General features: G+C 47.1%; 14 protein-coding genes. 9 read left to right on the top strand and 5 right to left on the bottom strand.

Features of this window, described 5'->3' with window-relative positions:
* Positions 1-100 precede the first annotated feature (100 nt).
* The gene (locus tag ACTQ53_RS04800; protein WP_294967680.1) at positions 101-580 is read left to right on the top strand and encodes a hypothetical protein; all 480 of its coding nucleotides are present in this window, start codon (positions 101-103) and stop codon (positions 578-580) included.
* Here ACTQ53_RS04800 and tamL read toward each other — a convergent pair.
* Positions 534-2,726 (bottom strand): translocation and assembly module lipoprotein TamL, encoded by a 2,193-nt coding sequence (tamL, locus tag ACTQ53_RS04795; protein WP_441932257.1) that lies wholly within the window; start codon positions 2,724-2,726, stop codon positions 534-536. The two genes, ACTQ53_RS04800 and tamL, sit on opposite strands and share 47 nt — an antisense overlap.
* 153 nt (positions 2,727-2,879) lie before the next feature.
* Between tamL and ACTQ53_RS04790 the strand changes: the two genes are divergently transcribed.
* From ACTQ53_RS04790 to hisB, 3 genes are all read left to right on the top strand, one after another.
* Complete coding sequence (locus tag ACTQ53_RS04790) at positions 2,880-3,629, top strand: RNA methyltransferase (RefSeq protein WP_441932256.1); 750 nt, start codon at positions 2,880-2,882, stop codon at positions 3,627-3,629.
* Between the two features lie 113 nt (positions 3,630-3,742).
* Positions 3,743-4,420 carry a hypothetical protein gene (locus ACTQ53_RS04785; protein WP_441932255.1) on the top strand — a complete coding sequence of 226 codons (678 nt, stop codon included), beginning with the start codon at positions 3,743-3,745 and terminating at the stop codon, positions 4,418-4,420.
* A gap of 28 nt (positions 4,421-4,448) precedes the next feature.
* Positions 4,449-5,525 carry a bifunctional histidinol-phosphatase/imidazoleglycerol-phosphate dehydratase HisB gene (hisB, locus tag ACTQ53_RS04780; protein WP_006849292.1) on the top strand — a complete coding sequence of 359 codons (1,077 nt, stop codon included), beginning with the start codon at positions 4,449-4,451 and terminating at the stop codon, positions 5,523-5,525.
* Positions 5,526-5,615: 90 nt separating this feature from the next.
* Here the strand turns inward: hisB and ACTQ53_RS04775 are convergent, their stop codons facing one another.
* Positions 5,616-6,677, bottom strand: a complete 1,062-nt coding sequence (locus ACTQ53_RS04775; RefSeq protein ID WP_441932254.1) for a porin — start codon at positions 6,675-6,677, stop codon at positions 5,616-5,618.
* Between the two features lie 350 nt (positions 6,678-7,027).
* Here ACTQ53_RS04775 and ACTQ53_RS04770 point away from each other — a divergent pair, with 350 nt between their 5' ends.
* The 3 genes from ACTQ53_RS04770 to ACTQ53_RS04760 all read left to right on the top strand — a co-directional run bounded on the left by ACTQ53_RS04770 (position 7,028) and on the right by ACTQ53_RS04760 (position 9,043).
* Positions 7,028-7,534, top strand: coding sequence for an RNA polymerase sigma factor (locus ACTQ53_RS04770; protein ID WP_295347978.1), 507 nt, complete (start codon positions 7,028-7,030; stop codon positions 7,532-7,534).
* 76 nt (positions 7,535-7,610) lie between these two features.
* Entirely contained in the window at positions 7,611-8,606 is a 996-nt protein-coding gene (locus ACTQ53_RS04765; RefSeq protein WP_441932253.1) for a hypothetical protein, read from the top strand.
* 14 nt (positions 8,607-8,620) lie between these two features.
* Positions 8,621-9,043: a hypothetical protein gene (locus tag ACTQ53_RS04760; protein WP_441932252.1), complete on the top strand. Its 423-nt coding sequence runs from the start codon at positions 8,621-8,623 to the stop codon at positions 9,041-9,043.
* On the opposite strand, the gene ACTQ53_RS04755 is transcribed toward ACTQ53_RS04760, so the two are convergent.
* Both ACTQ53_RS04755 and ACTQ53_RS04750 read right to left on the bottom strand, forming a co-directional pair.
* Positions 9,027-9,713, bottom strand: coding sequence for a response regulator transcription factor (locus tag ACTQ53_RS04755; protein WP_441932251.1), 687 nt, complete (start codon positions 9,711-9,713; stop codon positions 9,027-9,029). The genes ACTQ53_RS04760 and ACTQ53_RS04755 overlap by 17 nt on opposite strands.
* A 34-nt stretch (positions 9,714-9,747) precedes the next feature.
* Complete coding sequence (locus ACTQ53_RS04750) at positions 9,748-11,166, bottom strand: sensor histidine kinase (RefSeq protein ID WP_294967695.1); 1,419 nt, start codon at positions 11,164-11,166, stop codon at positions 9,748-9,750.
* A 163-nt stretch (positions 11,167-11,329) separates the two neighbouring features.
* Here ACTQ53_RS04750 and ACTQ53_RS04745 point away from each other — a divergent pair, with 163 nt between their 5' ends.
* The gene (locus ACTQ53_RS04745) at positions 11,330-13,546 is read left to right on the top strand and encodes an outer membrane beta-barrel protein (protein WP_441932250.1); all 2,217 of its coding nucleotides are present in this window, start codon (positions 11,330-11,332) and stop codon (positions 13,544-13,546) included.
* Positions 13,547-13,597: 51 nt separating this feature from the next.
* Here the strand turns inward: ACTQ53_RS04745 and ACTQ53_RS04740 are convergent, their stop codons facing one another.
* A complete protein-coding gene (locus tag ACTQ53_RS04740) occupies positions 13,598-13,996 on the bottom strand; it encodes an FKBP-type peptidyl-prolyl cis-trans isomerase (RefSeq protein WP_294967699.1) in 399 nt (132 codons plus the stop codon).
* 144 nt (positions 13,997-14,140) lie between these two features.
* Between ACTQ53_RS04740 and ACTQ53_RS04735 the strand changes: the two genes are divergently transcribed.
* Entirely contained in the window at positions 14,141-15,427 is a 1,287-nt protein-coding gene (locus ACTQ53_RS04735) for an NAD(P)/FAD-dependent oxidoreductase (RefSeq protein ID WP_441932249.1), read from the top strand.
* The last annotated feature ends 1 nt before the right edge of the window (position 15,428 follow it).

Raw genomic sequence — 15,428 nt, 5'->3', positions numbered from 1 at the left:
TTTACTGCAAAGTTAGCAAAAAAGATTCTTATTACAAAGTTTTTTACTATCTTTGTGCACAAAAAAAGCAAATAAATAGATATTTTAAGAAATAGGAATCATGATAAAAAAACATATAATTGCCATAGGAATGGCTGTAGTAGCCATAACTACAAGCCTTTACACCCTTACAGGATGTCAGGCACACGAAGGTAACGAAGAACAGTTGGAAAACGACCTAGATTCTTTTGCCACCTATTATTATAACTGGCAATTTCCAAAGGCTGTCAAGTTCTGTACTGCCAGTTCAGAACCATGGCTGAAGTATGCTGCCAGCAATGTACATGAAGCAGATGTGGAACTTTTAAGGAACAAGGCAGAGGATGCCACGGTAGAAATCAACGACATCGATTTCGGTGATGACGAAGTAAGCGCCATTGCTGATATCACCGTGCGGAACTTCCTGCAGATGGACAGCATTGGCGAGGAAGCACACCTTGTAGAAGAGGCCGACTTCCTGTTGCCAATGTGTATGGAAAATGGGGTATGGAAGGTTAGAATGGCAAGCCTACCGCAAAGTGGAAAGAAAAATCACGACTAAGCTTTGGGTGAATAATCGCCCAATGCTCATCTCCACTTTCATAGGCAGGATTAATCGCCTTCATACCCATATCCAGACGTAGGATGAAATAATCGAAATTCAATCGGAGTCCCAAACCATACGCTGCAGCTATCTGCTTATAGAACTCATTTATCTTGAACTGTCCTCCTGGCTGTTCGGCATAATTGCGGAGCGTCCAGATGTTACCGGCATCCAGGAACAGCGCTCCTTCAAACTTCCAGAAAAGAGCAGTACGATACTCTGCATTCAAATCCAGCTTCAAATCTCCCGTCTGGTTGATGAAGTCGATTCTGCCATCATTTCCCTTATATTTACCAGGACCCAATTCTCTAACTCCCCATCCTCTCACCGAGTTGGCACCACCAGAGAAGTATCGCTTCTCGAAAGGCAGCACGGTGCTGTTGCCATACGGATAGGCCACACCAAGACCGGCATGCAGCGCCAGGGCATTACGCTTATCCAACTGCAGGAGATGGGTATAGTCGAAATCAAACTTGGCATACTGAGCGTATGCGATGTTCAGGAACGTATGCTGTCCCTGCGAATTGGTTCTGAATCCCAGAGTCTTAGAGAAACCATCGAGCAGATTACCTGCCGACTCCACATTCAATCGGAAAGCATCTACCCCATTGCTATAGGTCAGTCCAAATCCCATCTTCATGATAAAGATATCTTCGTAATTATAGCGCAAGATGGCATTTCTATTATCAACATTGTCGAGATAATCCTTCTTGAAAGTCTCCGAAATCCAAGGCATATATACATAGTTGAGATCGAGCAGGTCGAAACGCCAAGCCAGATGATGACGTGGTTCAGCCCAGCGATAACGCCATGCCGTTGAGAAGACACGGCGATGGAACTCCGGACGGTTCTGTAAATCCCAGCTTACAGACAACTCGCTATTAGCCGTTTGTCTACGACGGAAATTCTTGGAAAGGAAAGGTGCCACGAATCGTGGGAACACCAACTTTCCCTCTACCGAATACTCGGTATAGTTCTGGTCCTGGTATCCCTCCAGACCAGTTATTGCCTCGTAAGCGCCACGGAGTTCGATACTCAGCTGTTCACTGCCACGGAATAGATTTCTGTTGGTATAAGTGAGCGATGCAGCTGCACCAAAATCGCCTGCCGTATTGGTTCCTTCCGGCTGGAAAGAAATAGTAGAAGGCTTATTGGTGCTAACCTGAATATTACAATCCAGCAGACGGTTGGAGTCATCATCACCAGTATTCTGACTTTCTCCTACATAAGCAATTCTGTTACTATCCGGAACTTCAGCAAATCGGATATTGGTATACTTCACCGCTTGCAAACGGGCAAAATTATTATAGGTGCGCTGCAAAGCAGAGGCACTATAAGGTCTTCCCTCCTTCAAGGCTGTAGCATTGAGCAATACCTGACGGCGAAGGTGAATACGGTCACTATCATTGCTGAGATAATTGATATTGCGAATCTGATAACGGGGATGATCAGTTTCGGGTGCATTACTGCTAGCCTTATACTTCGTAAGATGCAAGGTTAAAGCAATATCATTCTGTCCTGCTATCGTATCGGCACTAAAATAGATAAAGTCTTTGTTAAACCTAAAATAACCGTCATCCATCAGCAGGTTGGCAATGCGTTTGCGCTCATTATCAAGCGCCTCTACCGAGAAGCGCATACCCGGCTTGAGGTTCTGGTTGTCGGGGTCATCGAGATGCAGAATGTTCTGTATGTTCTCATCCTCAACATCATACTCCACCTTACCCAAGACATACGGAATGCCGGGATGCAAAATATACTTTGCATCCAGTTTCTTGCCTTCAGTGGTGGTATTGAGCGAAACGCCAGCATGCATGAATCCCTGGTTCTGCATTGCCTTGACAAGGTCCTGACAAGTAAGCCGAGCCTGCAAGGTATCGTAGATGACCGGCTTCCTGCTGAAAGGGTTCTTAAAGAGCGAAAAGAGTTTCGGCTTCTCTTTCTGGCGCACATACTGCTTGAGCGCCCCAGCATCATAATCATCTGAGTCGCTCTCCATCTCTACCTTATTTAATATATACTCTCCCTCTGGCACGTATTTGCTGGAAGAACAAGCCCCCAAGAGCAACGGCAAAGAAAGGATGAAAATCGTTTGTTTCTTCACTAAGCTTATTCGTTATTTGCCTAATAAGACAATGTAAATATCCATTTTAGACTGCAAAGATAATGCAAATCACAGACAATACAAAATTAAATGCGAAAAGAAATCTTAATTTATTTTGTATTGTCTGCTTTTTGCAGTATCTTTGCACGCATAATGATTAGCAAGAATAAGATAAAATACATTCGTTCTCTTGAACTGAAGAAGAATCGTAATAAGGAAGGCAAGTTTGTTGCCGAAGGTCATAAGGTGGTAGACGACTTACTCGTTCTGCAACCTGCCGACCTCATCGTGGCAACAGGTGAATGGCTCAAAGGCAAGCATTTCCCAGCACAAACAGAAGTGATTGAGGTTACTGAAGAGGAGCTGAAGAAAGTAAGTTTCCTGCAACATCCGCAACAGGTTCTTGCCGTTTTCAAACAGGCAACATCAGGAGATTACAGCATCAACACCAATGAACTGAATCTGGCTCTTGATGGCGTACAAGACCCAGGCAACCTGGGTACCATCATCCGCATTGCCGACTGGTTTGGCATCACCCATATCTATTGCAGTCAGGATACTGCCGATGTATACAACCCAAAGGTGGTGCAGGCTACGATGGGCAGCATTGCAAGAGTAAAGGTAGAATATGGCGATTTGCTGGGTCTGGTAGAATCTCTTCCAAATAATGTTCCCGTATACGGAACCTTATTGGACGGTGACAACATCTATCAGCAAACGCTCGAAAACCGAGGACTCATCGTGATGGGAAACGAAGGAAAAGGTATTTCACCTGCCCTGGCAAAAAAGGTGAACCACAAATTGCTTATCCCAAACTTCCCGGAAGGAAGAGCCACTGCTGATAGCCTGAACGTGGCTATCGCAACAGCCATTACCTGTTCTGAATTCAGAAGAAACTTTTAAGGGTAAAAGGGTTAAAAAGTAAAAAGGTAAAAAACTTTTAAAGGTAAAAAAGTAAAAGGGTAAAAAGGTAAAAAAATACAAAAGCGATAATTAGAAATTAAAACAAGATAGTTATGGAAGTAAATGAATTATTTAAGCAGCGCAGCATAACTGCTTGTATGAAAGCATCCTACAATACAGTGACGAGCGACATCAAATCGTTTGTCAAGCAAACTTGGGCTACACATGTACCGTTTGCGGTATTGTTGGCTATCGTACTCTACTTTCTCCTCCCCAACAAGTCGCTTCACGATTGGGGAGTAGTAAATCCGATGGCATCATTCATTCTGCAAACCATCATTTACTTAGCCACCATCGTCATGGCAGTCATTTCGTTCTGGCACCTCATGCCACGAAAGCAACTGTGTGCGAAAGGCGAAAAGGGCAAGGTTGGCAAGTCTTTGCTCCGTATCCTCCGTCATTTCGGAGGTTTCTTCATGACTTGCTTCCTCGGCATCATGATTGTAGGCATTGCCACCTTTATCGCAGCCTTGCCTTCTATCATCCTCATCATCGCCCAGTTCTACTCACAGCTAGGCGCTCTTGATGGCGACCCACTGGGAGTACCAGGGTACTTCACCCCACTCCTCTTCCTCGTCTTCACCATCAGCAGCCTCCTTATCATCTATGCACTGAGCTGGCTTGGCATATCCTTGGCCTACCTTTATGGTTCGTACAAGGTAACAGATGAAGAAAAGCAGAAACAGAAGGACAGCCAACAGATGACAACCACAGAAATAGAAAAGTATTAATCATATTAGCATAAAACACTAAGAGAAAATGAAACAGACAAGATTACTCTTCATCGACCGCGATGGAACCCTGATTCAGGAACCAGAGGATGAGCAGATTGACAGCTTCGAGAAGCTGGTATTCACCAAGGGCGTGTTCCGTAACCTCGCCTTCATTGCCCAGCACACCGACTACGAGCTGGTGATGGTGAGCAACCAGGACGGACTGGGTACCGACTCCTTTCCGGAAGATACCTTCTGGCCAGTACACAACTTCATCATCCAGACCCTGGAGAGCGAGGGCATCCACTTTGCCAAGCAGCACATCGACCGCCACTTCCCTGAGGATAACTCACCAATGCGCAAGCCAGGAACAGGCATGCTGACCGAATACATCGATAACCCTGCCTACGATATGGCAAACAGTTATGTAATCGGCGACCGTGAAACCGATGCCCAGCTTGCAGAAAACCTGGGTTGCAAGAGTCTGATTCTCGGAAAAGACGGCATGGACTGGGATAAGATTGCCGAGATTCTCTTTGCCGGCGACCGCATTGCCGAGGTGAAGCGCACCACCAAGGAGACGGATATCTACATCAAGGTAAATCTCGATGGCAGCGGCAAATGCGACATTTCTACCGGTCTTGGTTTCTTCGACCACATGCTGGAGCAGATAGGCAAGCACGGCATGATGGACCTCACTATCCATACCAAGGGCGACCTCTATGTGGATGAGCATCATACCATTGAGGATACGGGTATTGCACTGGGCGAATGCCTGCTGCAGGCGCTGGGCGACAAGCGTGGCATCGAAAGATACGGCTACAGTCTGCCGATGGATGATTGTCTCTGTCAGGTGGCATTGGATTTCGGTGGCCGTCCATGGTTGATTTGGGATGCCGAGTTCCATAGAGAGAAGGTGGGCGAAATGCCAACCGAGATGTTCAAGCATTTCTTCAAGAGTCTGAGTGATGCGGCAAAGATGAACCTCAACATCAAGGCTGAGGGCGAGAACGAGCATCACAAGATAGAAGGCATATTTAAGGCGCTTGCCCGTTCGCTGAAAATGGCGGTAAAGAGAGACATCTACCACTTCGAGCTTCCTAGCTCTAAGGGAATGCTGTAACTTTTAGGCACGGATTACACAGAGGCTGGCGCTATGAGTTTTTTAAGTTACGCAAGTCAAAAAAATCCGTATAATCCGTGCCTAAAAAAATTAAAACTTTGTCATGAACTCCACAACAATCTTATCCTTTTCTGAAGTCTTGGCAATGCCACCCTTGCGATAGAAATACTTCTCGTAGTTGATACGGATATCCGAGATGAATGGCTTGGCAAGGCTCAGGGTTACACCGCCCGTAACACGATGGCGCTTGTAATCGTTTATCTTCAAGGCATCAAGCTCAGTATCAGAACCGCCATATCGAGTACCATCGCTGTGGTCGCTCATGAAATCATATCTTGCCAAAGGCGAAACCTTCCTGATGATGCTCTTCTGATTGATGACCGGAATGTCATAGCAGATGAAGCCATCGAAAGCATGCACATCGTGGAAAGCATCCTTGCTGTAATGCTTGTAAAGATACTCAGCCTCAGCAATGAAACCACCTTTGTGGAAGGTGATACCACCATCATACATCGTTACCGTGATATCAGATGGCTTGATCTTCTGGGTGCTCAACACCAGGTTCACATTCGGGAAGAGGAACTGTGCCTTGGCAGAATAGTTAACGCCCTTGGTCCAGTAATCCTTCTGGTTGGTCAAGCCCGAACCGTTGAAGATACCGGCATTCACCACGATAGGGAAACCAACATTCCAGGTATATCCTATTTCTGCACCCACGTCGCGAACGTTACCCACCTGCTTGGCGATGAACGAACGGTTGGCAAAGTACTGCTGATGAGGAGAACGGTGAGCATCGATGGTGAATGGCACACGCTCCTGACCGATGGTGAACTGCAGGGTCTTCCAAGGCTTGATGCGTGTATAGGCATCGAGCATCTTGATCTTACCCTCGTCGCAGAGGTCGATTTCTGCCTTGTAGCTTACCTGAGGTGTTACATTGCCAATCACGTTGATGCGGGCTGTACGCACCTCGAATCGACCCTCCCCCTCTTCGGTCTGGTACTCATACTTAGAGCGGATGGTTCCACCAATTTTCATGGTCTTGGTGAATTCCCCGATGCCCTTCTCCAAAGAGCTGTTTCCAGAATTCTGGGCATTCATTCCCATCGACACCATCATGAGTGCCATCAACAAATACGTTTTCTTCTTCATTTCTTACCTTATTATATATACACGTAAATCTGATTTTCTTTATTCCGAATGAAATCTTTTCCGATGATGCGGAAAGACATCTTCTTCATTTTGACTGCAAAGGTAAGGAGAAGATATTTCTACCGTAAAACATAAGTATTACAAAGCTGTTACATCACTGATTTTCTGCACCTGTAATATCATTGTAATAATGGCAAAAACAGAGGAATAAACCACTTCATCCACAAATAAAATAAAAGATATGTCTATATCTCAAATTTTTATGCTATCTTTGCACGGAAATGTACGAAGGTAGCATTTTTTTGTTTACCTTCCGCCTCTTCTTGCGTCATACACATAAAAAGAAACAAATGGAAGAAACAGAATTTGAACATATCGTCCAGGAAATGCGCCCCAGGTTGACGGCACATTGTCAACGTTATCTCTCGGCAGGAACCCTTGCCGAAGAAGCCGATGACATCGTGCAGGAAACCCTGGTGAAGCTCTGGAAGATGCGCGACAGGCTCTCTGAATACCAGAGCATCGAGGCCTTAGGTATGACGATAGCCAGGAATCTCTGCATCGACCATCTGAGACGCAACAAAGCCCAGACGGCATCGCTGGAACAGATGAAGCATCCCGCAGAAATCTGTACGGCAACCGAGCGTACCGACCAGACCATCATCGGCGAGGATACGCAAAGGCGACTCAACAGGGCGATGGACAGGCTTCCGGATACGCAGAGAAGAATGCTGCTATTGAGAAGCGAGGGAAAGAGCCTCGATGAGATTGCCGAAATCTGCGGAGCCAACAAGACGAGCACCAAGACGATGATTTCTGCAGCAAGAAGATCATTGCTGAAAATGATGAAGTCATAAAAGGCTGGTGCTCAAATTGAGCTCTAAATTAAACTTCAAATTGAATTCTAAAAAAGGAACTCTAAAAAGGAAAGAAATGAAGAAACTAGAAGATATAACCTATCGCCACGGGCTGATAGAGCGCTACCTCGATGCTGATACCAGCGTGGAGGAAGAACAGGCATTGGCTGATTTCTATCGCCATTGCGAGAATAAGGATTTAACGGATGAGGATCTCGACATCAGAAACCTGATGCTGGGGATGGAGAACTATACTCCGAATTTCCATCAAACAGAAATGGAAATGATGGAAGAATTGGACGGAAAAGAAGAGATGAAAGAACTGGACAGAAAAAAAGAAGCTGATGGACAGCCGCAAATGAAAGAGATGTCCCTTGCAGCTTCTAAGAAGCACAAAACAAGATGGGTACGCCTCTCTGCCATTCTTCTCGCTACGGCGATGCTGGCAGGCCTCATCTTCCTGCTCTTCCCTATCAAGGATTATTTCTCATCCTCTTCTGAACAACAACCTAGCCTTGCCAATCTGGTTCCTACAGAGCAGGTAGTTCGCTCGCAGCCATCTTCCAAGGATGAAGACGGGAACCTGAACGCATACGAAAAGATGGAACGTGCCGACTCCCTCTTCCTGGCTGCAACCCAGGATATCGTGACCCCGCAGGAAATGAAGTCAAGCAAGATGGCCCTTGCCAAAAGAAAGAATATCGCAGAAAGAAGTGAGAAACATGCAGGGAAGACTGCAGAAAATACAGAAGAGACCTCTTCTGGCAATACGGAGAAGACTGCAGAAAATACGGAGAAGACTTCAAGAAGAAATGAAAAGACTTCCGGCAATGCCGGGAAGACTTCATCTGAAGCAGAAAGAAGCATTCATGAAGATTTCACTCAGATTTATGAAGTAGCCTCTGCCGCCCTGCCTTCTGCCGAGCAGCTGACCATCAACCGCCAAGGCAATAACATCGTTATCTCAACCCTGGACAACGAAGGCAACATGCAGCATTACACCATCAATTCATCAGAGACACAAGATGGTAGTTATCAACTACTTCCACTGGCACAGTTAAACGATTTATAAAACTCTCTACGCTTATGAAAAAGTATATTTTCACCATTGCATTTGCTCTGCTGGGCATAACCAGCAGTATGGCATCGAAGGCAGATACCCTGCGTATCTACAGCATTGACGGTGAGCGCATCCCAAATTTCACCGGCAAGGAGCTTATCGGTAAAACCATCAAGAATTACAGGGTAAACACCACCGTCTTGCCGGCACCCAAAAGCGATGTGATAGAAATTCATATCATCACCACTACCACACCTCCTGCCCCCAAGCCAGACCCTCACTATCTGATCAAGGGCAGAGAGCAGGAGCTGACTAAAGAGGAATTCAACAAGATTTCTTCCAGCAAGATCAGAGCCATCGAGATCTTGAAAGAGGGCACCAAGGCCATTCAGGAAAGAGGTCTGAAAGAGGATGGCAGAAGCTACATCATCGTTACTCTGGAGAAATAACAGACAAAACATATCCCTTTTTCTTCAGCGACTCAATCTTAACGGTTGCATCATGCTGAAGAGCATGGCGGAGATACGTCATCTGCACATTCACAGCCTGGGAGTTGGCATAGCTTACGGTACCCCACACCGCCTCCTGTATCATCTCCTTGCTTACTACATTACCGATATTCTTCGCCAGCAGACGGAGGATGTCGGCTTGTCGGCTGGTGATGAGCACACGAGAGGAACGGGTGCGAAGCTCATTGTTATTATAGCAGAAGGTGGTTTCACCGAAATGATACACCTCCTCTTCTATCGTCTCACTCTCATTCATGGAGAACCGCTCCTCTATTCTTGCCAGCAACTCTTCCGGATAGAAGGGTTTGGCAAGATAATCGTTTGCCTTCAGGGAGAAACCTTTCAGTCGATCGTTCTTCTCCGTACGGTCGGTGAGAAAGAAGATAAGCACCTTCGGGTCGATGGTTCTGATGCGCTCAGCCACCTCATAGCCATCCATCTCCGGCATATTGATGTCGAGCAATACCAGGTCGGGCTTCACCTCCGGGAACTGCTCCCATGCCTTCTTGCCATTGCCGGCATAAGTCACATCGTAGCCATGCTGCTGCAGGAAACTCTTCAGCAACATGGAATACTTCAAGTCATCGTCTGCAAATAATATCTTGATCATTTTTTCTGTTGTTTATAGCGTTAAATCGGATGCATCAGGAGTGTTGCGGGATGACGATTGAAATTCTGGTTCCCTTGCCCACTTCGCTCTGCATCATTTTTCTGCCCCCATGGGCCTTCACAATCATATCCACAAAACTCAAGCCCAAGCCGATGCCCGGCTGCATCATATCCGGGTAAGTATTGCTGCGATAGAACTTCGTCCAGACTCTCTGCTGCTCGTCGGGAGAAATTCCGATACCATTATCTGATACAGAAATCATGACTTCCTCCTTCCCGGTATCTCGGCAGGCAACATGGATATTGACAATATCGCCGGAATACTTCACCGAGTTCTCCATCAGATTGCTGACCACATTCAGAAGCTGCTCTCTATCTCCCATCATCCGGTTGGAAGTGCGCTGGTAATCGAGCGAAACATTCACCTCCTTCTGCTTATTCTTTCGATAAACTGCCACCAGATTCTGCAAAGCGGCATGGATATCGAAAGAAGTTATCTGGAGCGGGATATGTTCCTCTGCCCTTATTACTTCCCGGAGTTTGGCGAGATAGGCGGTCAGGTTATCGCTCTCCTCTCTAACCGTCTCCATGATGAGGGCATTCTCATCCTTTTCATCTGTCTTTTGGGCAGAAAATACGGACACACACATCTTCAGCGTCTGCACGGGGCGCTTCAGCTCGTGAATCATCGTATGCACGAAGTCGCTTCGCATCTTATCCACCTTCTTCTGCAGGAGCATCACCTTGATGAGATAAGCTATGCTCAGGAGAAGCATGATGGTAACCAGGAGACTTCCTATCATCTGGCACATCATTCCCTTCAGGATGGGCAGCATCGGCACCTGCATCCTCATCTGCATCGACTGATACTGGATAGGATTGAAAGGTACTTCCACCAGCATTTCGTGATGAAACAAGGTAGGAGGCTCTACGATTCTTGTCTGCCACAGACGATGCTTTCCCGTCTTCATCTCTGCCCCGATGAAATCATTGCCCAGTTTCCTACTGATGAAACGGTCAAAATGCGCCTTGTCAAAACGGGTAAGCTGGTAAGTAATGTAAGTATTCAGGCAATCAAAAGAATTGTTGGAATCCGTCTCACGCAAATCGAAAGTATCTCTCTTCTCCATCACGTTGCCGAATCCCGGCTTGCTATACACCACTCCACCAATGATTGTATCCGTATCCAGCGGAGAGCAAATCGTAGTACAGGGACGCTTGAAGTCTGAAAAATATGCCGTGACGACATAACCGATATGTGATTTTTCTTTTACCGCCGCTCCGAGATCTGTCTGATAAGTGACTATTGCCTGTTCCGCCTTTTCGGCATTTTTCTTCCCCATCTCTCCCATCGAATAGGTCACGCTATTATAGAGCCAATAGGTCTGCAAGCCTATCAGCAGGAAAGAGGAAAGGATGGCGAGCAGCCAGACTTGTTTGATTCTTCTATTCATATCATTTTTTCTTTTTTCGATGCAAAGGTACAAAGATTTCACTATATATAATTAAGGTGAAGCAAGATTATTTTGCCAGCGTAATGTTTCAGTAATGATTATTTGCGATTTTGAGCCCGAAAAGCTGTTCCTTTGCAAACGAAAACAAAAAACAAGGAAGAATATGAAGAAAGAAACTGTTTTATGGGCGATGCTAGCCACCGCCACCTGTGCAACAGCACAAAACGGGAAATTCCCGACATCCGGAGTTTCCGCAGACTCAGTACAGACGGAAAAAGATTCGATCAAAGCAGATAAGGAAGCAGAGACAAAAGCTGATAAGGAAGCCGAGATTCAAGCCGTAACCGTAACAGGTCATCGCCCGATGTACAAGATGAGGAACGATGCCCTGGTTACCCGTGTCCGCAACACTCCTTTGGCAAAGGAGCCAACGCTGGATGATGTATTGAAGCACATCCCCGGCATGAAACAAACCTCCGATGGAACTCTGGAAGTAAACGGGCTGGGAGCACCCATCATCTATCTCAACGACAAGAAGGCGACTTCAGCCGAACTCGCTCATCTCGATGTGAAGCTGATAGATGAAATAGAACTCATTACCACTCCTGGTGCAAAATATGATGCAACGACGGGAGCCGTACTGAGAATCCTGACGAGAAGAACAGACGAGGGTATATTCGGCAAGATGCAGGTGTATGATAAATTGAGCGAGGTGAACACCAACCACGAGGAATTGACCCTGGGTTGGGTAACGAAGAAGATTTCGCTCACAGGATTTTACGGCTACACAGACAACCGATACAATGTGCATCAGCCACAGGAAGCGCTCGTAAGAGCCAAAGATGGCGAATATCTCTTCGGAACCGACCGCCATGGCAAGAACAAGGCAAATTATAACGCTACAGAACTCAACTTCGACTGGTTGCTCAGCAAGCAACACGAAGTGGGAATACAATGGGAAGGGCTTTGGCTGAATGGCGGCAGAAGCGAGAAACAGCAGCAGTACTATCGCTATCCTAACCCAGCAGGAGAAGATACAAATAGAGAGATGAAGCTTTCTGATGCGGATGGCGAGATGAAGTATGTTGATGCGGAGAGCCAGCAATGGGGACACCAGCGCAGCCACCACTTCAATCTCTTCCATCTGGCTAAATGGTCGAAACATCTCTCATCACAGATTTATCTGGACTATGCAAGGAACAAGGATTCTGACAGACAGCCTATCACGGAGAAAGAAGGTAGCGAGATGCAGGAAACCCTCAACCGCTCTAATTCCAACTACGATATCTATAGTGGAAGAATCGAAGTCAAGCAACTCATCTCTGATAAACATTCCATCAACTATGGTGGCGAATGGAGCCTGATGGAAGGCAAGGGAAAAACCGAAAGTTCTGCCGATATGCTTGGAACTACGGAATACAAAAACCACGATACCAAGACGGCTGCTTACCTGCAATATCAGGGTGAAGCTGGCAGATGGAGCTGGTGGGCAGGCATCCGATACGAGCATCTCACATCCCGATACACCAATCTGTCGGAGGAATCTCCCGACAATATGGAGCGCCATTACGACCAGTGGTTTCCATCGTTCGGTATCACTCTCAAAGAACCGTCGTGGCATCACTCGCTCAGCTTCCGCACTACCACCGCCCGACCTTCTTTCAGTCAGCTAAGCGGGAACATCTACTATATCTCGCGCTTTCAGTATCAGATCAGCAATCCGAAGCTACAGCCTGTCAACACCTATCGTCTGACCTACTCGGTGCAGTGGAAAGATTTCATGGGAATGCTGAGATACACCCGTACCGACCACTCCATCATGTATGTGCATAAAGTACCGGAAGACAAGCCCGTAAGATACGTGAGTACATTCATGAACTTCAACAAGATTCAGAAATACATGGCCTATCTCAACTGGGGGCACGTCTTCGGCTGCTGGCGCCCAAATGTAAATGCAAGCATCACTTACCAGCGCTTCTCCGTAAATGATCATGGAGAGCTAATCAGCTATAACGGAGCAACTTGGAATTCATCGTTTGACAATTACTTCACGCTACCAAACAACTATCAGCTGTCGCTCTCCTACAGTTTTGACAACGGAGGACAAGTGGGCAAAACGAAGTTCAGCCCCACTCAGAACTGGAGTCTTGGTGCCAACAAATCGTGGATGGACGGCAGATTACAGGTTGCCTTCAGTGCCAACGACCTCTTCCATCAGCAGCTCTTCAAGGAGCGAATCCACGAGCATGCCGTTGACTTCTCCCAGACTGAGGATTACAAGCTATGGAGCTACAAGTTGACCGTAACCTGGAAATTCAACAAGCGCAAGGGAAGATACAACGGCATGAACAGTGCGGAAGATGAATTGAACCGACTATAGCCGGACAAGACTCTCTTATCTTAATGATCTTTATAATTTCAAGTATCCGGGTTATCCCACTCCCAGCAGTTCTACTTCGAATATCAAGGTAGAGCCGCCTGGGATGCCCGGCTGCGAGAACTTGCCGTAACCCATTTCGGCTGGGATGTAAAGTTCCCACTGGTCGCCAACGTGCATCTGCTGCATGGCAACAATCCAGCCATCTATCAGGTCGCGCAATCGCATGGCGAACGGCGTACCGCCACGGCTGGAATCAAACTTCTTGCCATTGATGGTCCAACCGGTGTAATGGGCCGTCACGATGCTGCGTCGGCTAGGCTGTGCTCCCTTCGGGTCGCCCTGCTTCAACACCTTATAATATATACCACGAGGCAGCGCCATAACGCCCTCCTCCTTTGCCTTTTCCTCCAGCCAACGCTTGTTGGCCTCAACATATTCTCTTTTTGCCATAAATCTATTTGATACTTGATATACTATGATTTTTACGCAAAGTTACAAAAATCTATCGTATCTGCAAAAGAAAAAGAGGAACTTTTCTTCTTTTATCAAAGAAAAGCAGTACCTTTGCACCCTAATCATCCAAAAAAATACGATATGCCACAATCACTACATATTGCAATTATTGGTGGGGGTGCCGCAGGATTCTTTGCGGCGATAGAGGCCAAGCGCAACTTCCCTCACGCCGACATCACGATTTTCGAGAAGAATTCGAAGGTTCTCGCCAAGGTGGAAATCACGGGAGGAGGAAGATGCAATCTTACCAATTCCTTTGAGGAGATTTCCGACCTGAAACAGGCGTACCCTCGCGGACATAAACTGATGAAGCGACTCTTCAAGAGATTCGACTACCAGCATGCCTTCGACTGGTTTGAGGAGAACGGCGTACCACTGGTTACGCAGGAAGACCAGTGCGTGTTTCCGCAATCGCAGGATTCGCACAGCATCATCGACTGTCTGGTGAATACCGCCAAGCGACTGGGCGTGAAGATACAATGCAACCACCAGCTCACCGCCATCACCGAACTGGAGGATGAGCGCCTGCTCCTGGATTTCAAGGTTTCAAAAGAAAAGGGAAATCTATCGGGTGCATCTTCTGCCTCTCATCCCGTTTCCGAAATCAGGCAGATTGCCTTCCACCGGGTAGCCATTACCACAGGCGGTCATCCGAAGCAGGAAAGCTTCAAGCATCTCTCAGACCTGGGACATGCGATAGAGCAGCCTATCCCATCGCTCTTCACCTTCAACATTGCCGACAAGGCTTTCAAGAATCTGATGGGCACGGTGGTTGAGCCGGTATATACCAGCATTCCGGGCACCAAGCTGAAGGCTGAGGGTCCGCTCCTCATCACCCATTGGGGCATGAGCGGTCCTGCCGTGCTGAAGCTCTCATCCCATGCAGCCCGTTATCTGCACGAGAACAACTATCAGATCAGGCTTTCCGTAAACTGGGTACACGAGAGCAACCGCTCGCTGGTGGAAGAGAACATCCAGGGCATCATCATCGCCAACCCACAGAAGCAGCTGGCAAGCATCCGCCCCTACAATTTGCCATCCCGCCTCTGGCTCTTCCTGATTCAGAAGATGGGATATGCACCCGAAAAGAAATGGAGCGAAATGGGAAAGAAGGGTTGCAACCTGCTGATAGAAACCCTCACCAACGACCTCTATCAGGTGAACGGAAAGGGAGCCTTCAAGGAGGAGTTTGTTACCTGCGGCGGCATCAGCCTCAGCAACATCGACCTGCATACCCTGGAGAGCAAGGTGTGCCCTCACCTCTTCTTTGCCGGCGAAGTGCTCGACATAGATGCCATCACCGGCGGCTTCAATCTGCAGGCAGCCTGGACCACAGGGTATGTGGTGGGACAACATATCGGAGAATAGC

The organism is Prevotella sp. Sow4_E9_plate, from assembly GCF_052116205.1.
Classification (GTDB): Bacteria; Bacteroidota; Bacteroidia; order Bacteroidales; family Bacteroidaceae; genus Prevotella.
Note: the sequence above shows the minus strand (reverse complement) of the source record. Positions and strands in the feature narration are given on the sequence as shown.

Excerpts from the sequence above, each read along its gene's own strand:
- ACTQ53_RS04790 (WP_441932256.1), top strand. The coding sequence starts at position 2,880 with ATGATTAGCAAGAATAAGATAAAATACATTCGTTCTCTTGAACTGAAG.
- ACTQ53_RS04765 (WP_441932253.1), top strand. The coding sequence starts at position 7,611 with ATGAAGAAACTAGAAGATATAACCTATCGCCACGGGCTGATAGAGCGC.
- ACTQ53_RS04745 (WP_441932250.1), top strand. The coding sequence starts at position 11,330 with ATGAAGAAAGAAACTGTTTTATGGGCGATGCTAGCCACCGCCACCTGT.
- ACTQ53_RS04770 (WP_295347978.1), top strand. The coding sequence starts at position 7,028 with ATGGAAGAAACAGAATTTGAACATATCGTCCAGGAAATGCGCCCCAGG.
- hisB (WP_006849292.1), top strand. The coding sequence starts at position 4,449 with ATGAAACAGACAAGATTACTCTTCATCGACCGCGATGGAACCCTGATT.
- ACTQ53_RS04785 (WP_441932255.1), top strand. The coding sequence starts at position 3,743 with ATGGAAGTAAATGAATTATTTAAGCAGCGCAGCATAACTGCTTGTATG.
- ACTQ53_RS04750 (WP_294967695.1), bottom strand. The coding sequence starts at position 11,166 with ATGAATAGAAGAATCAAACAAGTCTGGCTGCTCGCCATCCTTTCCTCT.
- ACTQ53_RS04735 (WP_441932249.1), top strand. The coding sequence starts at position 14,141 with ATGCCACAATCACTACATATTGCAATTATTGGTGGGGGTGCCGCAGGA.
- ACTQ53_RS04775 (WP_441932254.1), bottom strand. The coding sequence starts at position 6,677 with ATGAAGAAGAAAACGTATTTGTTGATGGCACTCATGATGGTGTCGATG.
- ACTQ53_RS04800 (WP_294967680.1), top strand. The coding sequence starts at position 101 with ATGATAAAAAAACATATAATTGCCATAGGAATGGCTGTAGTAGCCATA.
- ACTQ53_RS04740 (WP_294967699.1), bottom strand. The coding sequence starts at position 13,996 with ATGGCAAAAAGAGAATATGTTGAGGCCAACAAGCGTTGGCTGGAGGAA.
- ACTQ53_RS04755 (WP_441932251.1), bottom strand. The coding sequence starts at position 9,713 with ATGATCAAGATATTATTTGCAGACGATGACTTGAAGTATTCCATGTTG.
- ACTQ53_RS04760 (WP_441932252.1), top strand. The coding sequence starts at position 8,621 with ATGAAAAAGTATATTTTCACCATTGCATTTGCTCTGCTGGGCATAACC.